We start from the raw sequence: 22798 nt of genomic DNA on the forward strand, positions 1-22798 counted from the left end.
CATGTTTTACAGAATGGTAATTAAAACTATTTTCACCTTTTACAGAAAGACAAACATTTCCTCATATTTGCATAACGAAAGAAAAATTACCATCTTTGTAAAAAACAAAAAATACAAAATTACACGCGCTTCCACATGAAAAACTTATATATATTAGATGATCATCCCATCATTACCGAAGGTATTACACAACTGCTGGCAAACAACCAACAATACCAGATAACTACCGGCCATCATTATTCGGAGTTATACAACTACCTGAATCATACTACGCCCGATTTATTAATCATAGACTACGAGATTCAGGATAAAACAGCCTTGGATGTCATTGCTTACCTTCAACAAAAATCGCTTCACTTCCCCATACTTGTCTACACCATGCATACAGAGTTTTGGATTATTAAGCTTTTGACAAAAGCAGAGGTGTCAGGTATCATCACTAAAAACGACAAAATTGAAGAAATCGAAAAAGCCATCAAGAGTATTCTGGAAGAAAACAGCAAATACTACTCACCCACAGCACTGCATATTGTGCTTTCCATTGTAGGTGACCAGTCGGCAGCCAAAGTAATAAACTATACACCAAGCCCGCGTGAAAACGAAATTATCCAAATGTTATCATGCGGACTTACCTCCGACGAGATAGCCCATAAACTCAATCTCAGCAAAAATACAATTGATACGATGAGAAAAAACATCTTGCTGAAAAGCGGGGCTACAAACGTATCACATCTTATGCGAATTGCTTTTCTAAAAGGTTGGATTACAAAATGAAACAGATTTTATTCTTTATATTTCTCAGCCTGAGTGTATCTCTGAATGCCAATGAAAAGAGCGATAAACTGGCTGATTCGTTGCATTCATTCGGCAACAACGGCGAATATGCACAGATGGATTCAGTGTACAATCTCATTATCCATGAAGACCATTACAAGCAGGATAAGCTTTACGCACTGAATATCAACCTGGACTATGCCCGATTTCTAAACCAGAAGGGAGATAGTGAGAGGGCAAATACGCTACTGACCCAAATCCGGGAAAGCGCAATGGCACTGGAAAAGTTTCCAGAAAATACCATGGCACACCAGCTCCAGGAAATTGCAGCAATCGCTACATACGAGATTGCCTACGGGCAATGGCAGAATAACCAGTTGCCGGCTGCAAGAGAAACGGCTGAAGAGGCTGTCAGTCAACTGGAACAGGTAAAAGATTCTGTGAACTTAGCAGAGGCCTACAATCTTTCAGGAGTCATACACCGCAGATTGTTCATGCTCGACAATGCCATTTCACTTTATCAGAAGGCGCTTGCCATTACTGAGGACTTACAAAATTACAATCTTGCGGCCATTATCGTGTCTAACATTTCCATCCTGTACAATGAAACGGGTAAGAACAATGAAGCCATACAGATTTCACGCAAAATGTTTACCTATCCACAAACCGATACACTGACCATTGACTATCGCATCGGGGAAGTAAACAGACTGTGTAACCATGCCATTTTGTTAGCTAACAACCAGCAGCCTGTCCAGGCAATGGATACGCTAAAACTGGCCATCCAGAAACTCCGCCCGGAAATGCCCGACGGCCTCAAGCTATTGGCTTACACGCAATATGCCAGAGTATCAAGAGATGCCGGACAACTCCGACAAGCTCTTCAATACTATCAGAAAGCCATGAGTTATAAACACAGCACACACAATAAGGCAAACATTGCTAATTTGGACTACCTATATGGTTACATGTTATTCCATGATACGGACTCCTTGCTTCAGGCACGTAACTATGTCATGAAGGCGGCCGACTTTGCCCGAAAGAATCCTTCTGGTCTGTTACCCAAAATTCTGCTTACACTTGCAGAAATAGAAGCCAAAAGAAACAACGGACAGCTATCCTATCAGCTTACTTTAGAGGCATATCAAGCCAACGAGAAATTGAACGACCAATATTTTCAGAACCGTCTGTCTGGATTTGAGGCAGAACTGGATCTCAAGGAAAAAGACTTACAGATTGCCGGACTCAACGGAAAACGTGCTGAAGAAAAAGCAGCTTACCTGATACGTACTTATAGCATTGGAGGAGCGCTTATCTTAGTTGTACTGCTTCTCATCATTCTGATAATAAGCATGCATAAACGAAAGATTGCATTTAATCTGAAACAGCTGAAACTGGAAAAAGAAATCAAAGACAAGGAAATGCAAAGACAACTGCTGCTTACTGACATGCACAAGAAGATGACCGAACGGTATATCTGTGGACTGGAAGATAGTAACAACCGTATCTCCAAGGAACTACACGACGGAGTATGTAACGACTTATTGGCTATAGAGATGGAAATGGAACAGTCTGATGCCACGTCATTAACAGTCCAACTAAAACAGGTAAGAGAAGAGCTACGCAATCTCTCACATCAGCTGGCAACTCCTGCTTTCAGCAACTTTAGCCTATATCAGGTCCTGACTCTTTATACCGATAAACTGAAGTCTCTGAAAAGTCCGCAGATTCAGTGCTACATTGAAGAGAATATACAACAAATAGCTTTCCCGGCCGATCATACTCAAGAGGTTTACCGTATTCTTCAGGAAGTTATTTCCAATATGCTTAAACATGCAAACGCTCAAAATGCTTTTATCACAGCCAGTTATGAGAAGGGACAGGTAAACATCATCATCGAAGATGACGGCAAAGGATTTTCTACCGACAACCTTTCCAGCAATATTCTTCATGCAGGACTAGGACTAAAGAGCATAAAAGAACGTTGCGACAAACTGCAAGGAGACTGCGACATTACATCGAAAGAAGGTCAGGGAACTATCATACATTTCTGGTTTCCGGCATAAAATCATTTTTATATACAAAAAAAGAATCCGTATTACAATTTCCCCAATATTGTAATACGAATTCTTTATCCTGGTGACTCTAATATCATTTATTATTTTACCAGCCTGTCTGCTTCTTAAAGCATTATTTACCATTGTTCTTCACTTTCTACTAAACAGAAAGAATTTCATGTTAATTCCCCGTCTGACAGGCTGCCATTAAAGTCACTCTTGCATAAACCCTACATTCCATTATAACGTATAACACATTAAATAAATACAAGGACTTAGCAGTTTTTCATAGCTTTGAGTCTCCTATTATTCACAAATGTTATTCTCTCAAAACTTATTTTTGGCAAAAATACATGATAAAACCTAAAAAAACATTCCCATAAATAACCGTTCTTATACTCCCATTTATTGGATATAAATAAAAAGCCCCATCAGCATATCTAAGCTGACAGGGCCATATCACAAACGGAAACGACAGATTATTAACGTTTTCGCTGTGGACGTTCTTTCTTCATCTGTTCAAACGCAGTCTTCTGCTCATCGGTCAACAGAGCTTCTATTTTTTTGTTCAGTTCCTGCATGGCAGTTCTACGCTCTTCACGCGATAATTCCTGCTTAAAGAAGTCTGTATAAAGCGTAGTAATCTGTTTTTCCTGTTCATCGGTCAAGTTCAACTTTTCATCAAGTTTTTCCACCATCTGTTCAGGGGTACGGGTGTTGCCACCTTTGCGTTGTGCATCTGCTGGTTGCATACCCAGCATAGCCACTAGGGCTACCAAAAGAATTTTCTTCATTTTCAACTTGTTTTTAAAGATTATCTGATTGTATATACAAAACTAATCATGGCATAGGGTTGCAGTACGTTACTGTTCACGTAATCATAATAGTTGCTACCCGTGCGATGCGTGAAAGCCTGATTCTGTTTCAGTACATCGAAGGCCTCTATTCTGATTTCCGCGGCATTATTCTTCAGGAACTTCTTACCTAACGAAAGATTCCACAAGAAATAGTCTTCCGTACCGGTATCCAGTCCGGTATAGCCAATGTAATTGAATGTACTCCGGAAAGTAAGTCCCCAGAAGAAAGTCCAGCCTAATTTGGCAGCTGCCGTATGCGTCACATAATCACTTCCTGCAGCAGAATCCAGCGAGCTGAACACCTTGTTAATTCCGGCCGAATAGGAGGCGGTAAAATCAAGGTTCTTGCTGATGTTACTTCCAATAATGAGCTTCGGAATCAGATTCAGTTCACGTGTACGACTTTCTACTCCGTCGAAAATAGTAGGCACATTGGCATAATTGGCCGAGAGACTGAAGTTAATGTTACTCCGGATGAAATCAACCGGGAAACCGTAGGTCACCATAGACTGGAGACTGTAATATCCATCCAGATTGACCGGACGGGTAAACTGAGAACCTTTGTTCAGCGTAACTGTAGGCGACAAGGCAATGTCTTCCTTTGCCACAAAAGTACTGTCGGCCACATAGTCCTGCTGTATGGTAGCCCCTACCATTGCAATGAAGGTATGTCCGGACTTTGTGGTGCGCAAATAACGCAAATTAGCCGTATGGGATACCTGCTGGTCGAGATTCGGGTTTCCCGTAGACAAGAACAACGGATTCGAATTGTCTATCACATTCTGCAAATCAGTGACTGAAGGAGAAGAAGATCTGCTGCGGTAACGAAGCTGGAAAGAGTTGGTCCGGTCCAGCGAGTAACGCAACGTGAACGAAGGCAACACTGAAAAATAGTTATGCGACAGTTCATCAGGCTGAGGATAGACCAGATCTCCTTTCAAGTTTGCCCACTGTGCATCAACCCCCAGCATGGCACTCAGTTTACCGGCACGATAACGAAGTCCTACATTTCCCGCCTGAGTCAGGTAACCCGACTGATATTCGTTTGAAAGACTTTCGTCCAACTGGTCATAAAGGTCGGTCACGGCAGAACGGTCGTACGTTTTTTTATCGTTTTCGGAATCTGTATAACTCATTTTATACCCCAACTGTAGTTGCAGGTTATCTGTCAACTTCTCGGTATAGCTCAAGTTAGAACGCAGGGTATACTGCCGGCTCAGCGTCTGCTTCCACTGGCTGTAATCATCCGTCACCGGAGAAAGCTCCAGGCCGTATAAGGTATTTAAGTAATCTGTATAAGTATCACCGTCCGTATTACTCATCTTGCCACTCAGCATCAGCGACAACGTGCGTCCTTCTTTCAGAAAGCGGTGACGGAGCATCAAATCTGCTCCGATATTATATGCATTACTTTTCCCGAAAGAAGTAGTTTCTGTTTCACTGTCTGCTGTTCCATTCACTAAATTCTGTCCTTGCAACAGCCCGTAACTGTCATTGTTCTGAAAGCTCAGCGTAGGACGAAACTGTAACGAAGTACGTTCAGTCATCTGGTAATCTAACTTCATATTGAAACGATGGTTCCAGTTCTTCATGGAATTTTCCTTATACTCACTATAAGTCATTCCGGGCAATACGGATTCAAAATATTCCCTGTCAGTCTGCTGTTGGGTCAGATTGTCCGATTGATTAAAGAAATAACTGCCGGTTATCTTCCATTTTTCACCCCACTGGTCTACGTAGTTCAAACCAAGACCATTAGCAGAAGTTACTCCTCCCAGGCTTCCCACCATAAAATTAGAGGCACTGCTTCCACCCGGAGCTCCGGACCGTCCTCCACCGCCTCCTCCACGACCACCACGTCCTCTGCCGCTATTACCAGCCGCCATAACACCGGCCAAGTCTTCCTGAGAGAAGTTCTGCTGGTTTACATTATTCGACATGCCCAACACAGAAATACGCCGGTCGTCATTGAAGAAGTTCAAGTTTCCGTTTACCTTGTAACGGTCGTCCGTACCATATCCACCGGAAACTTCACCAAAAGTTCCCTGACGGAAACCACCCTTCGTCACAATATTGATTGTCTTGACCTCCTCTCCATCATCAAATCCGGTAAACTCAGCCTGCTCGCTTTTCTTGTCGAACACCTCAATGCTGGCTATCACATCCGATGGCAGGTTCTTGATGGCCAGATTCACATCGCCGTCAAAGAATTCCTTTCCATCTACCAATACTTTCTGAACCTGTTCTCCCTGTGCCTGAATCGTACCGCCTTCTACTACGATGCCCGGCATTTTGGCTAGCAAATCCTCGGCCGAACTTCCCATCATCACCTGAAAGGCTTCGGCATTATACAACAGGCTGTCACCTTGCTGTTCGGCACGTGTGGCACGTCCTTGCACGGAAACCTCACCTAATAACTGCGCATCTTCGGTCATTTCTATTTTTACCCGTTTTTCTTGTCCTTCTGAAAGCGTTTGCTTTGCATTATAGGACTTGTATCCTACATACGTCACCTGAAGGGTATAAGTTCCCGGCTGAAGTTTCTTAAACTGAAAGTTTCCGTTCAAATCAGTCGATGTATAACTTGATTTTCCGTCGGATGACACCAACTGTACTGTAGCCGAAATCAAACCCTCCTTTGTGGTTTTATCCGTTACCGTTCCTGAAAGGCTCTGTGCCATCAGCACCAACGGGAATACCCAACTTAGCAGTGTAAAAATGAATCTCGTCATAACCTATGTTTTTTGTTTTCGTTCCTTTTTCCACAAACAAAATTAGGCCAGTTTCAGATACAATTTTTACGCTATCCCGAAAGTAAGGGTAAACGACACCAATGTAGTGGTAAACGGACCGGAGGTTATTTTCAGGAAGTCCCGAAAATCCGTATTTTTGCAGAAAAAGGAATAAGTTATGTGGCACATCAAGAATCTTCCGTTTTACATTGACCTGGTCTTTTGTCTGATATTGCTTCCAGCCATGATTACCTTGTTACCCATCGAACGCTGGCTGGTGAATGATTCCACCTTTGTGTACCTACTGGTTTCATGGCTGTATCTTATCTACATCCTGAACCGCCGACTAACCATGCCTTTCCTGTTCGCCGACAAACGGAAGTTCTGGATAGCCATCCTTCTTATTCTGCTTACCCTTGCAGGAACTTACCTCATTACCCGCTACCAGATGGAGGTGCCGATGCACCGGATGCGCAAGCCGAAATTCATTCAGCACATACCCAAAATCAGATTACAGCAACAGGCTGTCTGGTTTTTGTACGTAGTGGTCACCACCTTCAGCATGGCCGTGGGATTGCTCACCGAACTTTACCATCAGATTATGCAGCGTCAAGCCGTGGAATTCGAAAAGAAAAAGGCTGAACTGGCGCTCTACAAGGCACAGATAAATCCGCATTTCCTGTTCAACAACCTGAACACACTGTATGCCATGGTAGTGACCGGCTCTTCTCAAGCCGAGGATGCCTTTACCCAATTCATCAGCCTGATGAAATACATGTATGCCCACAACACAAAAGATAAAATTCCAATCCGTACGGAAACAGAATACATCCGTCAGTATATCGAACTGCAGAAATACCGGATGCCGAAGGACTTTCATATCCATTTTTCTTACGAACACGATGAAACAGAGCAACTGGGTATCGCTCCCATGATATTAATTACTTTTGTGGAAAATGTATTCAAACATGGGGTTTCTTCTCATCAACCAGGAGATGCCTGCATCTGCATTCAGGCTAAAAACGGGGAATTATCATTCACAACTCAAAATCCGTTATTAAACCATTCCCCGATAAACGAATCTAAAGGTATAGGCATTGAGAATTGCCGGAAACGCCTGGAACTGCTCTATCTCCACCGATATGACTTGAGGATAGAAAAGAAAGAAGGGCTATTTCACGTAACCCTACGCATTAATTTGAATACATGAGTTTGAAATGCATTGCCATTGATGATGAACCTATGGCGCTGGAGATCATAACCAGTTTTTGCCAACGCTATGGGAATATAGAACTGACTACCTTCAATAATCCTCTCCGAGGGATGGAACAGGTAAGAAGAAGCAGACCAGATATTCTGTTTCTCGATATAGAAATGGGAGACTTGAACGGAGTGGAACTGGCCCGTGACCTTCCTCCGGGCACCTTGCTTATATTTACCACAGCGTATGCCCAATATGCCCTCGACGGATTTGAACTGAGTGCCGTAGATTTCCTGCACAAACCTTTCTCTTACCACCGATTTGAAAAGGCTGTCCAAAAGGCCATCGAACTTCACAAACTTCAGCAGCTTTCTGCCCATCCATCCTTTGCCGATGAAAGCATTACCCTGAAAGCTGAATACAAAAATGTACAGATTAAACTCAAGGACGTTCTCTACATTGAATCCATGGATAATTACGTACGCATTCATCTGACGGAGCGCCAATGCCTGATGTCACAAACCAGCATGAAAAGTATTCAGGAACTTCTTCCTGCTGAAAAATTCATACGCGTACACAAATCCTTTATTGTGCCGGCTCACCGCATTGCGAGCTACACCAGCAAAGAAATCACGCTCTACAACGGCACAAAAATTCCAGTGGGAAGAAGTTACAGTCAGAATCTAAAACTTTCTATTTCCAACAGCTAAAGAATCGCTAAAACACTTTATCGCCCCAACACTTCTGCTACCTGAACTGCATATTGTGCTCCTACAGGCAACCCGCCGACGTGCCCTTTCAGTTCTACCCGCGTACGGGTAAAAGAAACTACAGCCGGAACAGCAATCACATACGAACGGTGAATCCGTAAAAAAGCCCCATCGGGCAACATATCTGTAATGGCTTTCAGGTTTGTACGGGTCAACACATGACCACCCGACACACGCACAATCTTTACGTAATTTCCCAAGGCCTCTACATACAAAATATCCGACAGAGGAATACTCACGTTGTTGTATTCCTGCTTCACGACCAAACACTCAGGAAGCACCGGACGATGTGCATCCATACGGCGCAAGGCTTTTTCTACGGCTACCTCAAAACGTTCGTACGAAAAAGGTTTATGCAAAAAATCTACGGCATCCAGATTAAACCCCTCCAGTGCATACTCCGCATAGGCCGTGGTGAAGATAAAGCAAGATTCAGACGGTAAGGTATCGGCTATTTCCAGCCCGTTGATACTATTCATCTGAATATCCAGGAAAACGAGATCGGGCTTGTCACGACGTATCGCCTCCAACCCTACCCGAGGTTCACTAAAAACAGTCAGTTCCATTCCACCTTTACGCCTGCAAAATTGCTCAATAACCAGTAAGGCCATCGGTTCATCATCTATCGCGATACATTTAAGTGTCCTGCTCATAATATCCCCTTTCATCCTATTATTCATCTTTAATTTTAATCTCCAGCCTTACCCGATAAGTACCGTCAGTCTCACCTGTCTGTAAAGTATAACGACCGGGATAAAGCAATTCCAGACGCTTGCGGCAGTTAGCGATACCGATGCCGCATGCTCCGTCCTCCCGTCGGCGCATCACTGCATTTTCCGTTTCAAGCCACAAACAAAATTCATCCACATGAATACGAATAAGAATAGTGCAATCGGTTTCTGACGAAGTGCCATACTTAAATGCATTTTCCACAAAAGTAATCAGTATCATAGGAGGAACCAGTGCCTGCGCATACACAGCTTCCACCACAAGATTAACCATGGTATGATGGTTCAAACGAAGTCTCTGCAAATCCACATACTGACGCACATACTCCAGTTCACGCGCTGCCGGAATAAGTTCAGCTCCGCTTTGAGAATACATATAGCGTAAGATTCCGGAAAATTTCACAAAAGCTGACTCCGTTTTGTCCGATCCGGAAAGCACAAGGGCATACAGCGTATTAAGGGTATTAAAAAGGAAATGAGGATTAATCTGGGCTTTATAAAGAGCCAGCTCCGCCTTATCTTTCTCTGCTTCGACTTCCTGACGTGAGAGTATCTGACGGAATAACTCGAAAGTCAGTTCGATGGCCAATGAGAATCCGGTAACTACAAGAAAGAAAAACCAGATAGTCTGCCGGCGCATATTCATCCGGGCAGCCATCAGCTGTGTATCTGCCGTGATACGTTCAGCAGGCATCGGGAAATACGTAAGCAGTTCGGTTACCGCAGCCAATACCACAAGCAGCAAGGCAATGCGCAGGTATTTCCGCTGCATAAACAGCTTGGGCAAACAAGCACAGCGATACACAAAATACAGCAGGTACACATAGGCTACCAGCGTGAGCAAGAAAGCTGTATTATGGGCAATCCAGCGGTCGACTGGCAGCAGCATAATGGCCAACGGCATAATGACCAAACAGAATAGGAGGTCAATATAAAGGGCAATACGGTTTTTCTTCATACTTATTACTTATTCACAAGCAAAGATAATGCATTTTCCACAGAGAAAGGAGCCACACCAAACGTGTTCGTCACCACATCCGGTGTGTTCATCACCACATATGTTGCATTCTTCCTTGTTCTACGTAAGTTTGCAATAGAAAGGAATGCGTTCAAGAAGGAATGATTACTAAACTCACATGGATATGAACATCAAGACTTACATTTATTTCACGATGCTGTGCTGCCTGCCGTTACTTGCCAGCTGCGGTGCAAAGCAACAAGACATGCCCGGCGAAAAGTATAAGACACTGACTGTAACCACTACCCATCAGACTTTACAGTCTACCTACCCCGCCACACTGCGCGGAAAACAATCTGTAGACATACGCCCGCAAGTGAGCGGCACAATTACCAAAATCTGTATCAATGAAGGCGACATCGTACATAGCGGACAGGTGCTGTTTGTCATTGACCAGGTGCCTTATCGTGCCGCATTGGAAACGGCTTTAGCTAATGTGAAAAGTGCGGAAGCACAATTACAAACCGCCAAGCTGACAGCCGACAGCAAAGAAGAACTTTACAAAGAAAAAGTAGTGTCTGATTTTGACCGCCAGACAGCCCGCAACCAGCTACTTCAGGCAGAAGCGGCACTGGCACAGGCCAAAGCTGAAGAAATCAATGCCCGCAACAACCTGTCATACACGGAAGTAAAAAGTCCGGTAGACGGTGTAGCCAGCATGATTCCTTATCGTGTGGGAGCTTTGGTAAACAGCAGCATTACCGAGCCTCTGGTAACCGTATCAGACGATGCGGAAATATATGCCTATTTCTCCATGGCTGAAAATCAGATGCTCGACCTAATTCAGGAATATGGTTCGCTGGAAGAAGCCTGTCAGAAACTGCCGTCTGTCGGCCTGACCATGAGTAACGGAAAAACCTATTCCGATGCGGGGCGTATCGATGCCATCAGCGGAACGGTAGACGAAGGAACGGGAGGAGTTACCCTGAGAGCTGTTTTTCCCAATCAAGGACATCTGCTGCGTAACGGAGGAAGCGGTATCGTATCCATCCCGACAGAATACAAAAACTGCATTGCAATTCCGCAAAGTGCCACCTACGAACTACAGAATAAAATATTTACCTGGAAGGTGGTAGACGGAAAAACTCAGTCTACGCCTATTACCGTCTATAAATACAATGACGGCCAGACCTACATCGTGCTTTCCGGCTTGCAGACAGGCGACGTAATCATTGCCGAAGGAGCTGGTCTGATGCGTGAAGGAACCGCCGTGGATGTGACCTCTACTTCTGAACCTGAAAAATAACCGATAGCCATGAAGATAAGAACTTTTATTGACCGCCCCATTCTGGCCGGTGTCATTTCCGTACTTATCCTGATATTGGGATTTATCGGCCTGTCTCAGCTGCCTATCGAGCAGTTTCCTGAAATAGCCCCGCCTACGGTCAGCGTATCGGCTACTTATACGGGTGCCAATGCGGAAACCGTACTGAAGAGTGTGGTCGTACCGCTGGAAGAAGCACTCAACGGAGTAGAAAACATGATGTACATGACATCTACAGCTTCTAACACCGGTGCAGCCAAAATTACGGTTTATTTCCGTCAGGGGACCGATCCGGACATGGCTACCGTCAACGTGCAGAATCGTATTGCCACGGGCGAGGGGCTACTTCCCGCCGAAGTAACCAAAAGCGGTATCACCGTGCGCAAACGACAGACCAGTAACATCAAGCAGCTGGCTGTATATAGTCCGGATGATTCATTCGATGAAGCATTCCTGACCAACTACATGAAAATCAACATCGAACCTCGCCTTTCGCGTATTGCCGGTGTAGGCGAAGTGAACGTTTTCGGCTACGAATACTCCATGCGTATCTGGCTCGACCCGAACAAGATGCAGAAATACTCACTGGTTCCTTCCGACATTACAACCGTACTCGATGAACAGAACGTGGAAGCAGCTACAGGTACATTAGGTGCCGAAGCCAAGAATACCTTCCAGTATGTACTGAAATACCGCGGACGTTACGAAAACGAAGTGGACTACGAAAACATGGTCATCAAGTCACTGCCCAACGGGGAAGTGCTTCGACTGAAAGATGTGGCCACCATCGAACTGGGTACGCGTGCCTACGATTATATCGGTGAGGTAAACGGTCACCCGGGCTGTAACATCATGATTGCACAGACATCGGGTTCTAATGCCAATGAAATCATTGAAGAGATAGACCGTACCGTAGAAGAAATTTCAAAGACATTACCGAAAGGTATCAAGATAGTCGACTTGATGAGTACAAAAGACTTCCTCGATGCTTCTATCAAGAGCGTAATCAAAACGCTGATTGAAGCCATCATCTTGGTGGTACTCGTGGTGTACATCTTTTTGCAGAGCCTACGCTCTACCTTTATTCCGGCCCTGTCCATCATCGTGTCATTGGTAGGTACTTTTGCCTTTCTCTCTCTTGTGGGTTTCAGCCTCAACATGCTGACCCTTTTTGCTCTTGTACTGGTGATTGGTACGGTGGTCGACGATGCCATCGTGGTGGTCGAGGCGGTACAGGCCAAGTTCGATGAAGGATATAACTCGTCTTACCTGGCCACCATCGACGCCATGGATGGCATTACCTCTGCCCTGGTAACTACCACCTTCGTCTTCATGGCCGTATTTATTCCGGTGAGCTTTATCGGCGGAACTACCGGTACGTTCTATACCCAGTTCGGTCTGACCATGGCAGCTGCCGTAGCCATCTCCCTACTGAACGCACTGACACTGAGTCCGGCTCTTTGTGCCCTCATCATGACGCCTCACCAGACTGCAGAAGACGGGAGCAAGCTGAGTTTCTCTTCCCGCTTCCATATCGCATTCGATACCGCCTTCCACCGGTTAGTTACCAAATATAAGGTGGGCGTGGTATTCATGCTCAAACGTAAATGGCTGGCCGGTTCACTGCTGGTAGTAGCCTGCGCCGGATTTGCCTTCCTGATGATGACTACCAAAACCGGACTGGTACCCAACGAAGATATGGGAACCGTGTTTATCGATGTACGTACTTCACCGGGCAACAGCGTGCAGGAAACCCGCAAAGTCATGGAGCAGGTAGACAGTTGCCTGCGCACTATTCCGCAAGTGGAACTCTACTCCAACACCACTGGTAACTCTATGTTGAGCGGACAGGGTGCCTGCAACGGTATGTTCACCATCCGTCTGAAAGACTGGAGCGAACGTCCTGACAAAGAGGATGCCATTGATGCGGTCATGGCAGAAATCAGTCGCCGTACGGCTTTTATTTCCAGTGCCGACATCATGCCCTTTACCCGTCCGATGATTCCGGGATACGGTGTAAACAGCGGATTCGAAGTCTATGTGCAGGACCAGAAAGGCGGTACCACGGAAGACTTGCTGAAATATACCCGCCTGTTCCTGGATGAACTGAACAAGCGTCCGGAGATTGGCCGTGCCACCACGTCATTTGATACGAAATTCCCGCAATACCTTGTCGAAGTGGATGCTGCCCGTTGCAAACGAAACGGCGTATCACCTGCCGACGTACTGAGTACCCTTTCGGGTTACATCGGAGGTAACTATGCTTCGAACATGAACCGCTTCTCCAAGCTGTATCGTGTCATGGTGCAGGCTCCGCCTCAATTCCGCCTGGACACCGAATCGCTCCACAGCATCTTTGTACGTAATGATGAGGGAGAAATGAGTCCCATCAGCCAGTACCTGAAGCTGACCCGCGTGTACGGTTCTGAAATGCTGACCCGTTTCAACCTGTTCTCTGCCATTCAGGTGAACGGAGCAGCCGCTACAGGCTACAGTTCCGGACAGGCCATCAAGGCCATTCAGGAAGTAGCTGCCCAGACATTGCCTACGGGCTACGGCTTCGAGTTTGGCGGTATGTCGCGCGAAGAGTCCAATACGGGAAATACCACTACATTGGTGTTCGTCATCTGTGTGGTATTTATCTACCTCATTCTTTGTGCCTTGTATGAAAGTTTGTTCGTACCGATGGCAGTTATTCTTTCCGTACCGTTCGGTCTGGCCGGAAGTTTCCTTTTTGCCAAGATGTTCGGACTGGAAAACAACATTTATCTGCAAACCGGATTAATCATGTTGATTGGTTTGCTTTCGAAGACTGCCATCCTGCTGACAGAATATGCATCGGAACGCCGTCGCCACGGCATGACCATCATGCAGGCTGCCGTTTCAGCCGCACAAGTCCGCCTGCGTCCGATTCTGATGACTTCGCTCACCATGATTTTCGGTATGTTGCCGCTGATGTTCTCCACGGGCGTAGGTGCCAACGGTAACATCTCCATCGGAGTAGGTACGGTGGGAGGTATGCTCATCGGAACCATTGCCCTGCTCTTTATTGTACCGCCGTTGTTCATGATATTCCAATACCTGCAAGAAAAGCTGATGCCGGAACGTCAGTTACCTAAAATTGAAAAGAAGTAACTCCAAAGGATTATACGCATGAAAAATAAGATACTAATAACCTGCCTGTTGGCTTCTACCCTGAGCAGCTGCCACATCTATCGGGCGTACGAACGGCCAAGTACCGTCACGGTATCCGACAGCTTGTATCGCCAGCCAGTGGCTGCAGAAGATACAACCTCACTGGCCTCACTTTCGTGGAAAGAGCTCTTCACTGACCCGCAACTGCAACAACTCATTGAGGTGGGGCTGGCTCACAACACGGATCTAAGCATTGCCCGTCTTAAAGTGAAAGAGGCCGAAGCCTTGCTCATGACTTCCCGACTGTCTTATCTTCCCTCGGTCTCACTGACTCCGCAGGGAACACTTACCAGTCTAGACGGTAACAAGCCTTCCAAGACTTACAATCTGGCCATCTCTGCAGACTGGGAGATTGATCTTTTCGGTAAACTGCTGAATGCCAAACGCGGGGCACAAGCCGCACTCGAACAAAGTGAAGCCTATCGTCAGGCGGTGCAAACCCAGTTAGTAGCAACCATTGCCAACAGCTACTATACCCTGCTGATGCTGGATGAGCAACTGGGCATCACACGTCGCACGGCAGATACCTGGACAGAAAGTCTGCGCACGATGAAAGCCTTGAAGCGGGCTGGCCAGGCCACCGAAATGGCTGTAGCACAGACAGAAGCCAGCAAACTAGCGGTAGATGCGTCCGTACTCTCCATCGAACGTCAAATCAATGAAATGGAAAATTCACTCTCTACCCTGTTAGGCATGTCACCGCAGGAAGTCGGACGTTCCACCCTAGAAGCTCAACAGTTTCCGGATTCTCTTTCTACGGGAATCCCTCTGCAACTGCTGAGTCGCCGTCCGGACGTATGTCAATGTGAGAACCAGCTGGCTGTAGCCTATTATGCCACCAACTCTGCCCGTTCGGCCTTCTATCCCGGTATCACCCTGAGCGGTTCTGCCGGATGGACCAATGCAGCCGGTGCAGCCATCACCAATCCGGGACAATGGTTGCTTTCTGCTGTAGGTTCTCTGGTACAACCTCTATTTAACCGAGGAAAGAACATAGCCAACCTGAAAATAGCCAAAGCCCAGCAGGAAGAAGCTTTGCTGACTTTCCAACAGAGTCTGCTTGATGCAGGAGCAGAAGTGAACGATGCACTGGTTCAATGGCAGACTGCCCGCAAGCGTATTCAGCTTGACGAACAACAATGCACATCCCTGCAGTCGGCATTACGAAGTTCGGAACTGCTGATGCAACACAGTTCACAAAACTACCTGGAAGTAATCACTGCCCGTCAGGCTTTACTTCAGGCAGAGCTAAACACCGTAACCGACCGCTTTGACGAGATACAAGGAGTCATCAACTTGTATCACGCATTAGGCGGTGGATACTAAGTCCCTATACCCTTATCTCTATAATAAGCAACCCCTTTCTCAACACTCAGGCGGAGTAAAGAGAAAGGGGTTTATTTTTCCATCAAAAGAGAATATTACTTATTCATACACAAAACGGTATTCATCATTGTAATAAGACGTAGACTCTGAAACACGATTTCCATGTTCATCCTCCTGGTATGAATACAAAGTACACTTGCTAGTAATTACATCCAGATAATTATCTTCCGTAAAGCTATATGCAAAAGGAGCCCATGTATCTTCATGTATCACTTCTGGTTCTCCCGGTTCCGGCATACGATATCCCCAGTCCACAACATCTTTCGTTACCAGATTCTTACTACCTTTACCCATCATACGCAACATATAAAGCATGGACACCATATCATCATATTCATAAGCATGACTGCCGAACAACGGACGAACTACTACATTAAAATCAAAGTAAGGCGTTACATTCGGGTATTCAGTATATGCATAACTCATATAGCTTTCATCCGAGAATTCTCCCTCCGTCGACATCAAGTTGCCATTCTGCCAGTTCAATTGCAGAATAGACCTATCCGAAGCACGTCCCATCCTGCCAGAAGATACTCCCGGATCGATTGCCACATTTCCATCTTCCTCATCTCCATCTTCATGGTCACCTGGATAATAGTCATAATCTTCTTGTATCTGCTGAAGATAACCGTCGGAATAAACAAACATCCACAATGTATGCTGCTCAGAAGAAGATTCCTTTTTCTTATACAACTGTGATACATAACCCTCTGAGTTCAATGTAATCACATACGATTCATCCGATTCATATCCGGAAAGTGTTTTCCGGTCAATCCACATCTGGTTTTCCTGATAGGTGAACTGATAGATTCTCTCTGTGAGATATCCCTGCGTATCACCTTGGTAACTAATGGTTTTCAAGGCTGCCAGCTTTCCGTTCTCATTATAAGTAAGTTCCCCTATAGACTTAGTATAACTGTCCGGATACAAGCTGCTTGAATTTGTAATCTCATAACGAGCCAGACGTTTTTCTTTCGGAGCAGGAGTTTCCCCTGCTTCTGTAGTAGCTTTCTGTTCTACGGTAATGGTTATCACATCGTTACCACAACGAATTTCGATGGTAGCCTTCCGGTCCTTTCCGGTCAGGTTCTCTATCAATGTCAAGGTTAAGGTATATTCACCAGGACCTCCGCTATAGGCACTCAATTCCAGCCATTCCACTTTTCCCGAAGCAGCCTTGGTTGAGGCTTCTGTCGCAACTTCTGTTACTGTGGCTGTCCAATCGGACAGAGCTGTAAAACTGATTCCACCCTGATTCGTTACCTCATCGGCATAAACCACCTGAGTAGTTTGTGTGCCTTCTTTCAAGGTCAAATTTGTGGGAGTTTCATCCTTTTCACTGCATCCTGAAACTAAGATTACTCCCCACAGACAAACGACTGACAATAAAAAACTTAACTTGTTTTTCATAATTTCCATTTTTGAATGTTTTCTTTTACAAAGAAAAGTTTTTCATTTAAGGTATACATCACCGGAAACCGTGAATTCCTCCCTCGCAAACCACAAATTTGCCTTATCCATTCTTCCAAACAGAGAATAGACAAGGGCATTTGAAAGAATATTTCCAGGAGAAAAAGAACAACAGACTACTTGCCCTGTGGATTCTCCATCTTAAAAACAAAAAGAGGGGTATATGAACCTTGCAACAGTTCATATACCCCCCATTTATAGAGATTGTGAATTATCGTCTGTAGTTTACCACACGTTCACACGGTTTTCAGGAGCTACATACAACGGATCAGACGGTGTGATGTGGAAGGCATCGTACCAAGCCTGAATGTGAGGCAACGCTCCGTTTACACGCCATTTACCCAATGAGTGAGGGTCTGACTTAGTGTACACACGAATCTGTTCGTCGCGGATGTTACCAGCCCACAAAGTAGCATAAGCCAGGAAGAAACGCTGTTCCGGAGTGAAGCCATCGACTACACCAAGCGGAGCATCCTTAGTTGCATTCTGGAAAGCCAGATAAGCTACGTTCAAACCTCCGTGGTCGGCCAAGTTTTCACCCAGTGTCAGTTCACCGTTAGCCTGCAGGCCCGGCAATACTTCAATCTTGTTGAAGAAATCCACCATTACCTGTGCACGTTCCTTGAAACGGTCAGCATCACCCGGAGCCCACCAGTCTGTCAGGTTTCCGTCTTTGTCGAACTGACGGCCCTGGTCGTCGAATCCATGCGTCATTTCGTGACCGATTACTACACCAATGGCACCATAGTTGGCAGCATCGTCAGCTTCCATGTTGAAGAACGGCGGCTGAAGAATAGCAGCAGGGAAACAGATTTCGTTAGTTGACGGATTATAGTAGGCATTGACAGTCTGCGGAGTCATCAGCCATTCGTCCTTGTCAACCGGCTTGCCAATGCGGCTGTACATATCATTGAATCCCCATTCTGAAGCACGGCATACGTTAGCCCAGTAAGAATCGTTCTTGATTTCCAGTTTAGAATAGTCTTTCCACTTATCAGGATAACCTACTTTTACATGGAAAGCAGCCAATTTTTCATGTGCTCTGATCTTGGTGCTGTCGCTCATCCATTCCTGTGCATCAATACGTTCACCCAAGGCAGTCTGCAAGTTCTTCACCAACTTCACCATACGTTCTTTGGCGGCAGCCGGGAAGTATTTTTCCACATACATCTCGCCTACCAGCTCACCCAGCATACCGTTCACTGAGTTTACAGCACGTTTCCAGCGCGGCTGATTTACCTGGCGACCAGACAATACCTTGCCATAGAAATCGAAACGGGCAGCTACAAAGTCATCGCTCAAGCAAGAAGCTGCTGCATCCAGCAGATTGTATTCCAGATAAGATACATGCTTAGACAACGGAAGTGTATTCATCAGGCGAGCTACTTCCTGAATCGGTTCTACCTGTTCTACGTTCAGTTCTGCCGGAGCCTGAATACCCAAACCTTTCATATAGGCATCCCAGTCAATTCCGGCAATGGTCTTCTTCAGTTCATCGAAAGACATTTTGTGGTAGTTAGCTTCCGGGTCACGAAGTTCTGTTGCACTGCGTGAAACTTTAGCAATGGCAGTTTCGATTTCCATCACATCAGCCACTTTCTGCTGTGCATCTGCTTCAGAGAAACCAGCCAACTGGAACAGCTTGCCGATGTAAAGTTTATACTGTTCACGAATGTTCTGAGTGATGCTGTCGGTATCCAGATAATATTCCTTTTCACCCAAGTTGATACCACCCTGTCCCATCTGGAAGATGTTGAGTGAGCTGTTCTTCGGGTCAGCATATACATAACTGCGGAAATAGGTACCGATACCTATATGAGCCATTTCAGTCATCATCGGCACGATTTCACTCTTGTCTTTCATGTCGGCAATCTTGTCGAGCATAGCTTTCACCGGTTCTGCACCCTGCTTGTTCAAGGTTACGCTGTCCATAGCCATGTTATACAAGTCACCGATTTTCTGTGCGGCAGAACCAGCCTGATTATTTTTCTGCGCAGCCAGTCCTTCAATCAGTTCGCGCAACTGCTTCTGGCTGTTTTCAAACAGTTCATCAAACGTGCCGTAACGAGAATATTCGGCAGTCAGCGGATGTGCATCGTTCCATCCTCCACATGCGTAACGGAAAAAGTCCGTACCGGCAGACACGGTAGTATCCATGTTTGCCAAATCAATGCCAGAAGTGCTTTTCGCTTCCTTCTGTCCGGCGCAGCTTGTCAGCATAGCAAATGCCAACGTAGCTACGGCTACATAATTTTTCTTGTTCATAAATGCGTTATTTTAATCAAGTCTCTCTTATTTATTTCATTTCTTCCAGTTCCGACAGCAGCAGTGTCCATTCCTCTTCTGCCTCCGCAATCTGTTTTTTCAGCTGCTGGTGCTGCTCGTACAGCTTCATATCGGAAGCACCTTCAGGAGTAGCCATCTGTTCCTCTAGTTGTGCCACCTGCTCTTCCAGTTTCTCAATCTTTGCCTCGCAGTCGGCCACCTGCTTCTCCAGCTTGCGGATTTTCTTGTTCAGCTCCTTCTGCGCTTCATACGAAAGTTTGCTTTCACTCTCTGCAGGCTCTTCTTTCTTGGGCGAAGCAGTCTGCGGAGATTGGGACAACTGAAGTTCATTCAGGCTCTCCATTTTCTTCTTCTGCAGGAAGTCGTAGATTCCGCCGATATGTTCCTTCACCAGTCCGCCACCAAATTCATATACCTTGGTCACCAGTCCGTCAAGGAACTCACGGTCGTGAGATACTACGATGACCGTACCATCGAACTCTTTCACAGCTTCCTTCAGCACATCCTTCGAACGCATATCGAGGTGGTTGGTCGGCTCGTCCAGAATCAGGAAGTTCACCGGCTCCAGCAGCAACTTAATCATAGCCAGACGACTGCGTTCACCTCCTGAAAGCACCTTTACTTTCTTTTCGGAAGCCTCCCCTCCAAACATGAAGGCACCTAAGATGTCTCTAATCTTCAGACGAATGTCTCCTTTTGCCACACGGTCGATAGTATCAAAGACAGTCACGTTTTCATCGAGCAGCTGTGCCTGATTCTGTGCAAAATAGCCAATCTGTACATTGTGTCCGATGGTCAGCTTTCCTTCATAGGGAATCTCGTCCATGATACACTTCACCAGTGTAGACTTACCTTCACCGTTCTTTCCTACAAAGGCCACCTTTTCACCCCGATGGATGGTCAGGTTCACATCGTGAAAGACCACGTGGTCGCCATACGCCTTTTTCACATTCTCACAAATCACCGGATAGTTACCGGAACGCATGGAAGGGGGGAACTTCAGACGAAGTGTAGAAGTATCTTCTTCGTCAATTTCAATAGGTACGATTTTCTCCAGCTGCTTGATGCGACTCTGCACCTGTACAGCCTTCGTAGCCTTGTAACGGAAACGTTCGATAAAATCTTCCGTATCCTTTATTTCTTTCTGCTGATTCTCGTAAGCACGCAACTGCTGTTCGCGGCGTTCCTTACGCAGCACGACAAACTCATCGTAAGCTACCTTGTAATCGTATATCCGTCCGCAGGAAATTTCAATGGTACGGTTGGTCACGTTGTTAATGAATGCCCGGTCGTGACTTACCAGTACTACCGCACCGGAACTCATCTTCAGGAAATTCTCCAGCCACTGGATACTCTCAATGTCCAGATGGTTGGTCGGCTCGTCGAGCAACAGCACATCGGGACGACGCAACAGAAGTTTCGCTAACTCAATACGCATACGCCATCCCCCGCTGAATTCAGAAGTAGGACGATCAAAGTCTGTGCGGTTGAATCCCAATCCCGTAAGCGTACGTTCTATCTCTGCACGGTAATTGGTTCCTCCCATCATCAGGAAACGTTCGTTCTCATGGGTAAACCGCTCTATCAGCTCATGATAGCTTTCAGAATCATAATCTGTACGGTCGGCCAGTTCCTGGTTCATTTTCTCCAGTTTTTCCTGCATCTCAAAAATATGCTCAAAGGCCATCTCGGCCTCAGCCATTACCGTACGTGTATCGCTCAGTATCATGACCTGCGGCAAATAACCGATGGTAATGCCTCTTTGTACGGCTACCACTCCCTCTGTAGGCTGCTGCAATCCGGCCAGGATTTTCAGCATAGTCGATTTTCCGGCACCGTTCTTTCCTACCAGTGCAATACGGTCTTTTTTGTTGATAACAAACGATACATCTTCAAACAGCGGAGTAGTTCCGAACTCCACTTTCAGTCCTTCTATTGAAATCATGCGAATTTATTCTTCTACATTACAAAGTGACGGCAAAGTTACAACTTTCCGAGCACAGCAATGACAGACAAGCTGTTAATTTTTCAAAGCGTCGGACTCTCCCTCCGATTTACGCTGCAAATACAACTGGTAGGAATTGACTACATTATGCCACACACTGTAGAATCCTGCCGCAACAGCCGTCACAGGAGTGAAGAAAGTGTAGCCCATCCAGATGGCAAATACTGTATTTTTCTGTCCCAAGGCCTGTCCGGAGCTGATGGAATCAGCGTAACGACGTCCTATCTTTTTCCCGAAATAGAACTGCAGGGCACAGCAGACCAAAGAAACGCCTCCCAATCCGGCCTGGTACCAGAAAGACACGTCACTGTGTACGATACTCTTCACCGTTACTCCAATGGCCAATGTCAACGCCACAGCCCACAGATAAAAAGAGAGTTCATGATACTGTCCTAACTTGGCATGTACTTTCGGAAGCAAAGCCCGCAGTAAAATGGCTGCCAGGAACGGACAAAGCAATAAGGGGAACACCTTTCCCAAAATCAGCGCAAACGAACTGCCAAAATTCAGTTCCGGGTGCGGGTGAACTAACGGAAGTACCAGCGGCACCAAAATGGCTGCCAGCAAATTGACTAAAATGGTATAGGTAGTCAGATGGGCTGCATCTCCTCCTAACTTGCGTGTAACCACCGCAGCTGCTGTAGCCGTAGGACAAATCAGGCAAATCATAGCTCCTTCCACCAATATACGGGCCGAGAAATCCGGGAAGATCACCAGGAGCAATCCCAAAAGCAAGAAACTTGCTCCCTGAATCAGCAGCAAACGCCAATGCCAGGCACACAACTTCAAATCGTGTACATTGATTTTACAGAATGTCAGAAAAAGCATCAGGAAAATCAATACCGGCTGTACAATATCGATGGCATGAGCCACAAAGGGCTTAGTGGGTGCAAGAAAAGGGATATTGACATACACAAAGTACAGAATGACTCCCATTGCCATGGCTATGGGCAACGTCCAATTTTTACAAAAACGTAGAATATTCATTGTTAATCCACTATGGTGAAACAAACCTGCCAGCGCAGAGTGAAAGAAAAAGGATTTGCAAATCCGGC

15 protein-coding genes are annotated in these 22798 nt (G+C 45.8%); 7 read left to right on the forward strand and 8 right to left on the reverse strand.

Features of this window, described 5'->3' with window-relative positions:
- Positions 1–135: 135 nt before the first annotated feature.
- On the forward strand, positions 136–774 hold the full coding sequence (locus BACPLE_RS00320) for a response regulator (RefSeq protein ID WP_007557794.1): 639 nt from the start codon (positions 136–138) through the stop codon (positions 772–774).
- Positions 771–2840: a tetratricopeptide repeat-containing sensor histidine kinase gene (locus BACPLE_RS00325; RefSeq protein ID WP_007557796.1), complete on the forward strand. Its 2070-nt coding sequence runs from the start codon at positions 771–773 to the stop codon at positions 2838–2840. The genes BACPLE_RS00320 and BACPLE_RS00325 overlap by 4 nt, the downstream gene beginning before the upstream one ends.
- 473 nt (positions 2841–3313) lie before the next feature.
- On the opposite strand, the gene BACPLE_RS00330 is transcribed toward BACPLE_RS00325, so the two are convergent.
- Together BACPLE_RS00330 and BACPLE_RS00335 are read right to left on the reverse strand one after the other, a co-directional pair.
- A complete protein-coding gene (locus BACPLE_RS00330) occupies positions 3314–3625 on the reverse strand; it encodes a hypothetical protein (protein ID WP_007557797.1) in 312 nt (103 codons plus the stop codon).
- A gap of 20 nt (positions 3626–3645) precedes the next feature.
- Positions 3646–6420 (reverse strand): TonB-dependent receptor, encoded by a 2775-nt coding sequence (locus BACPLE_RS00335; RefSeq protein ID WP_007557798.1) that lies wholly within the window; start codon positions 6418–6420, stop codon positions 3646–3648.
- A 178-nt stretch (positions 6421–6598) separates the two neighbouring features.
- Between BACPLE_RS00335 and BACPLE_RS00340 the strand changes: the two genes are divergently transcribed.
- Together BACPLE_RS00340 and BACPLE_RS00345 are read left to right on the forward strand one after the other, a co-directional pair.
- Positions 6599–7630 (forward strand): sensor histidine kinase, encoded by a 1032-nt coding sequence (locus BACPLE_RS00340; RefSeq protein WP_007557799.1) that lies wholly within the window; start codon positions 6599–6601, stop codon positions 7628–7630.
- A complete protein-coding gene (locus BACPLE_RS00345) occupies positions 7627–8331 on the forward strand; it encodes a LytR/AlgR family response regulator transcription factor (RefSeq protein ID WP_007557800.1) in 705 nt (234 codons plus the stop codon). The genes BACPLE_RS00340 and BACPLE_RS00345 overlap by 4 nt, the downstream gene beginning before the upstream one ends.
- 17 nt (positions 8332–8348) lie before the next feature.
- Here BACPLE_RS00345 and BACPLE_RS00350 read toward each other — a convergent pair whose 3' ends face one another.
- Both BACPLE_RS00350 and BACPLE_RS00355 read right to left on the reverse strand, forming a co-directional pair.
- Positions 8349–9044, reverse strand: coding sequence for a LytR/AlgR family response regulator transcription factor (locus BACPLE_RS00350; protein ID WP_040312305.1), 696 nt, complete (start codon positions 9042–9044; stop codon positions 8349–8351).
- Positions 9045–9063: 19 nt separating this feature from the next.
- Positions 9064–10077, reverse strand: a complete 1014-nt coding sequence (locus BACPLE_RS00355; protein WP_007557802.1) for a sensor histidine kinase — start codon at positions 10075–10077, stop codon at positions 9064–9066.
- Positions 10078–10255: 178 nt separating this feature from the next.
- On the opposite strand from BACPLE_RS00355, the gene BACPLE_RS00360 reads away from it, so the two are divergent.
- Genes BACPLE_RS00360 through BACPLE_RS00370 form a run of 3 tightly spaced genes read left to right on the forward strand, consistent with a single transcriptional unit; the run spans position 10256 to position 15922 of the window.
- A complete protein-coding gene (locus BACPLE_RS00360) occupies positions 10256–11383 on the forward strand; it encodes an efflux RND transporter periplasmic adaptor subunit (protein ID WP_007557804.1) in 1128 nt (375 codons plus the stop codon).
- Between the two features lie 9 nt (positions 11384–11392).
- Entirely contained in the window at positions 11393–14536 is a 3144-nt protein-coding gene (locus tag BACPLE_RS00365) for an efflux RND transporter permease subunit (RefSeq protein ID WP_007557805.1), read from the forward strand.
- A gap of 18 nt (positions 14537–14554) precedes the next feature.
- A complete protein-coding gene (locus tag BACPLE_RS00370; RefSeq protein ID WP_040312282.1) occupies positions 14555–15922 on the forward strand; it encodes an efflux transporter outer membrane subunit in 1368 nt (455 codons plus the stop codon).
- Positions 15923–16021: 99 nt separating this feature from the next.
- Here BACPLE_RS00370 and BACPLE_RS00375 read toward each other — a convergent pair whose 3' ends face one another.
- The 4 genes from BACPLE_RS00375 to BACPLE_RS00390 form a co-directional block, all read right to left on the reverse strand.
- On the reverse strand, positions 16022–17392 hold the full coding sequence (locus tag BACPLE_RS00375) for a BACON domain-containing protein (protein ID WP_157131873.1): 1371 nt from the start codon (positions 17390–17392) through the stop codon (positions 16022–16024).
- Between the two features lie 285 nt (positions 17393–17677).
- Positions 17678–19717, reverse strand: coding sequence for a M13 family metallopeptidase (locus BACPLE_RS00380; protein ID WP_007557809.1), 2040 nt, complete (start codon positions 19715–19717; stop codon positions 17678–17680).
- A gap of 31 nt (positions 19718–19748) precedes the next feature.
- On the reverse strand, positions 19749–21683 hold the full coding sequence (locus tag BACPLE_RS00385) for an ABC-F family ATP-binding cassette domain-containing protein (protein ID WP_007557812.1): 1935 nt from the start codon (positions 21681–21683) through the stop codon (positions 19749–19751).
- 75 nt (positions 21684–21758) lie between these two features.
- A complete protein-coding gene (locus tag BACPLE_RS00390; protein WP_007557815.1) occupies positions 21759–22730 on the reverse strand; it encodes a transporter in 972 nt (323 codons plus the stop codon).
- Positions 22731–22798 lie beyond the last annotated feature (68 nt).

The sequence above is a fragment of the Phocaeicola plebeius DSM 17135 genome (genome assembly GCF_000187895.1).
Classification (GTDB): domain Bacteria; phylum Bacteroidota; class Bacteroidia; order Bacteroidales; family Bacteroidaceae; genus Phocaeicola; species Phocaeicola plebeius.

What these genes read in the sequence shown, in the direction of transcription:
- BACPLE_RS00345 (WP_007557800.1), top strand. Translation starts at nt 7,627, where the DNA reads ATGAGTTTGAAATGCATTGCCATTGATGATGAACCTATGGCGCTGGAG.
- BACPLE_RS00390 (WP_007557815.1), bottom strand. Translation starts at nt 22,730, where the DNA reads ATGAATATTCTACGTTTTTGTAAAAATTGGACGTTGCCCATAGCCATG.
- BACPLE_RS00340 (WP_007557799.1), top strand. Translation starts at nt 6,599, where the DNA reads ATGTGGCACATCAAGAATCTTCCGTTTTACATTGACCTGGTCTTTTGT.
- BACPLE_RS00380 (WP_007557809.1), bottom strand. Translation starts at nt 19,717, where the DNA reads ATGAACAAGAAAAATTATGTAGCCGTAGCTACGTTGGCATTTGCTATG.
- BACPLE_RS00325 (WP_007557796.1), top strand. Translation starts at nt 771, where the DNA reads ATGAAACAGATTTTATTCTTTATATTTCTCAGCCTGAGTGTATCTCTG.
- BACPLE_RS00370 (WP_040312282.1), top strand. Translation starts at nt 14,555, where the DNA reads ATGAAAAATAAGATACTAATAACCTGCCTGTTGGCTTCTACCCTGAGC.
- BACPLE_RS00320 (WP_007557794.1), top strand. Translation starts at nt 136, where the DNA reads ATGAAAAACTTATATATATTAGATGATCATCCCATCATTACCGAAGGT.
- BACPLE_RS00330 (WP_007557797.1), bottom strand. Translation starts at nt 3,625, where the DNA reads ATGAAGAAAATTCTTTTGGTAGCCCTAGTGGCTATGCTGGGTATGCAA.
- BACPLE_RS00375 (WP_157131873.1), bottom strand. Translation starts at nt 17,392, where the DNA reads ATGAAAAACAAGTTAAGTTTTTTATTGTCAGTCGTTTGTCTGTGGGGA.
- BACPLE_RS00360 (WP_007557804.1), top strand. Translation starts at nt 10,256, where the DNA reads ATGGATATGAACATCAAGACTTACATTTATTTCACGATGCTGTGCTGC.
- BACPLE_RS00350 (WP_040312305.1), bottom strand. Translation starts at nt 9,044, where the DNA reads ATGAGCAGGACACTTAAATGTATCGCGATAGATGATGAACCGATGGCC.
- BACPLE_RS00355 (WP_007557802.1), bottom strand. Translation starts at nt 10,077, where the DNA reads ATGAAGAAAAACCGTATTGCCCTTTATATTGACCTCCTATTCTGTTTG.
- BACPLE_RS00365 (WP_007557805.1), top strand. Translation starts at nt 11,393, where the DNA reads ATGAAGATAAGAACTTTTATTGACCGCCCCATTCTGGCCGGTGTCATT.
- BACPLE_RS00385 (WP_007557812.1), bottom strand. Translation starts at nt 21,683, where the DNA reads ATGATTTCAATAGAAGGACTGAAAGTGGAGTTCGGAACTACTCCGCTG.
- BACPLE_RS00335 (WP_007557798.1), bottom strand. Translation starts at nt 6,420, where the DNA reads ATGACGAGATTCATTTTTACACTGCTAAGTTGGGTATTCCCGTTGGTG.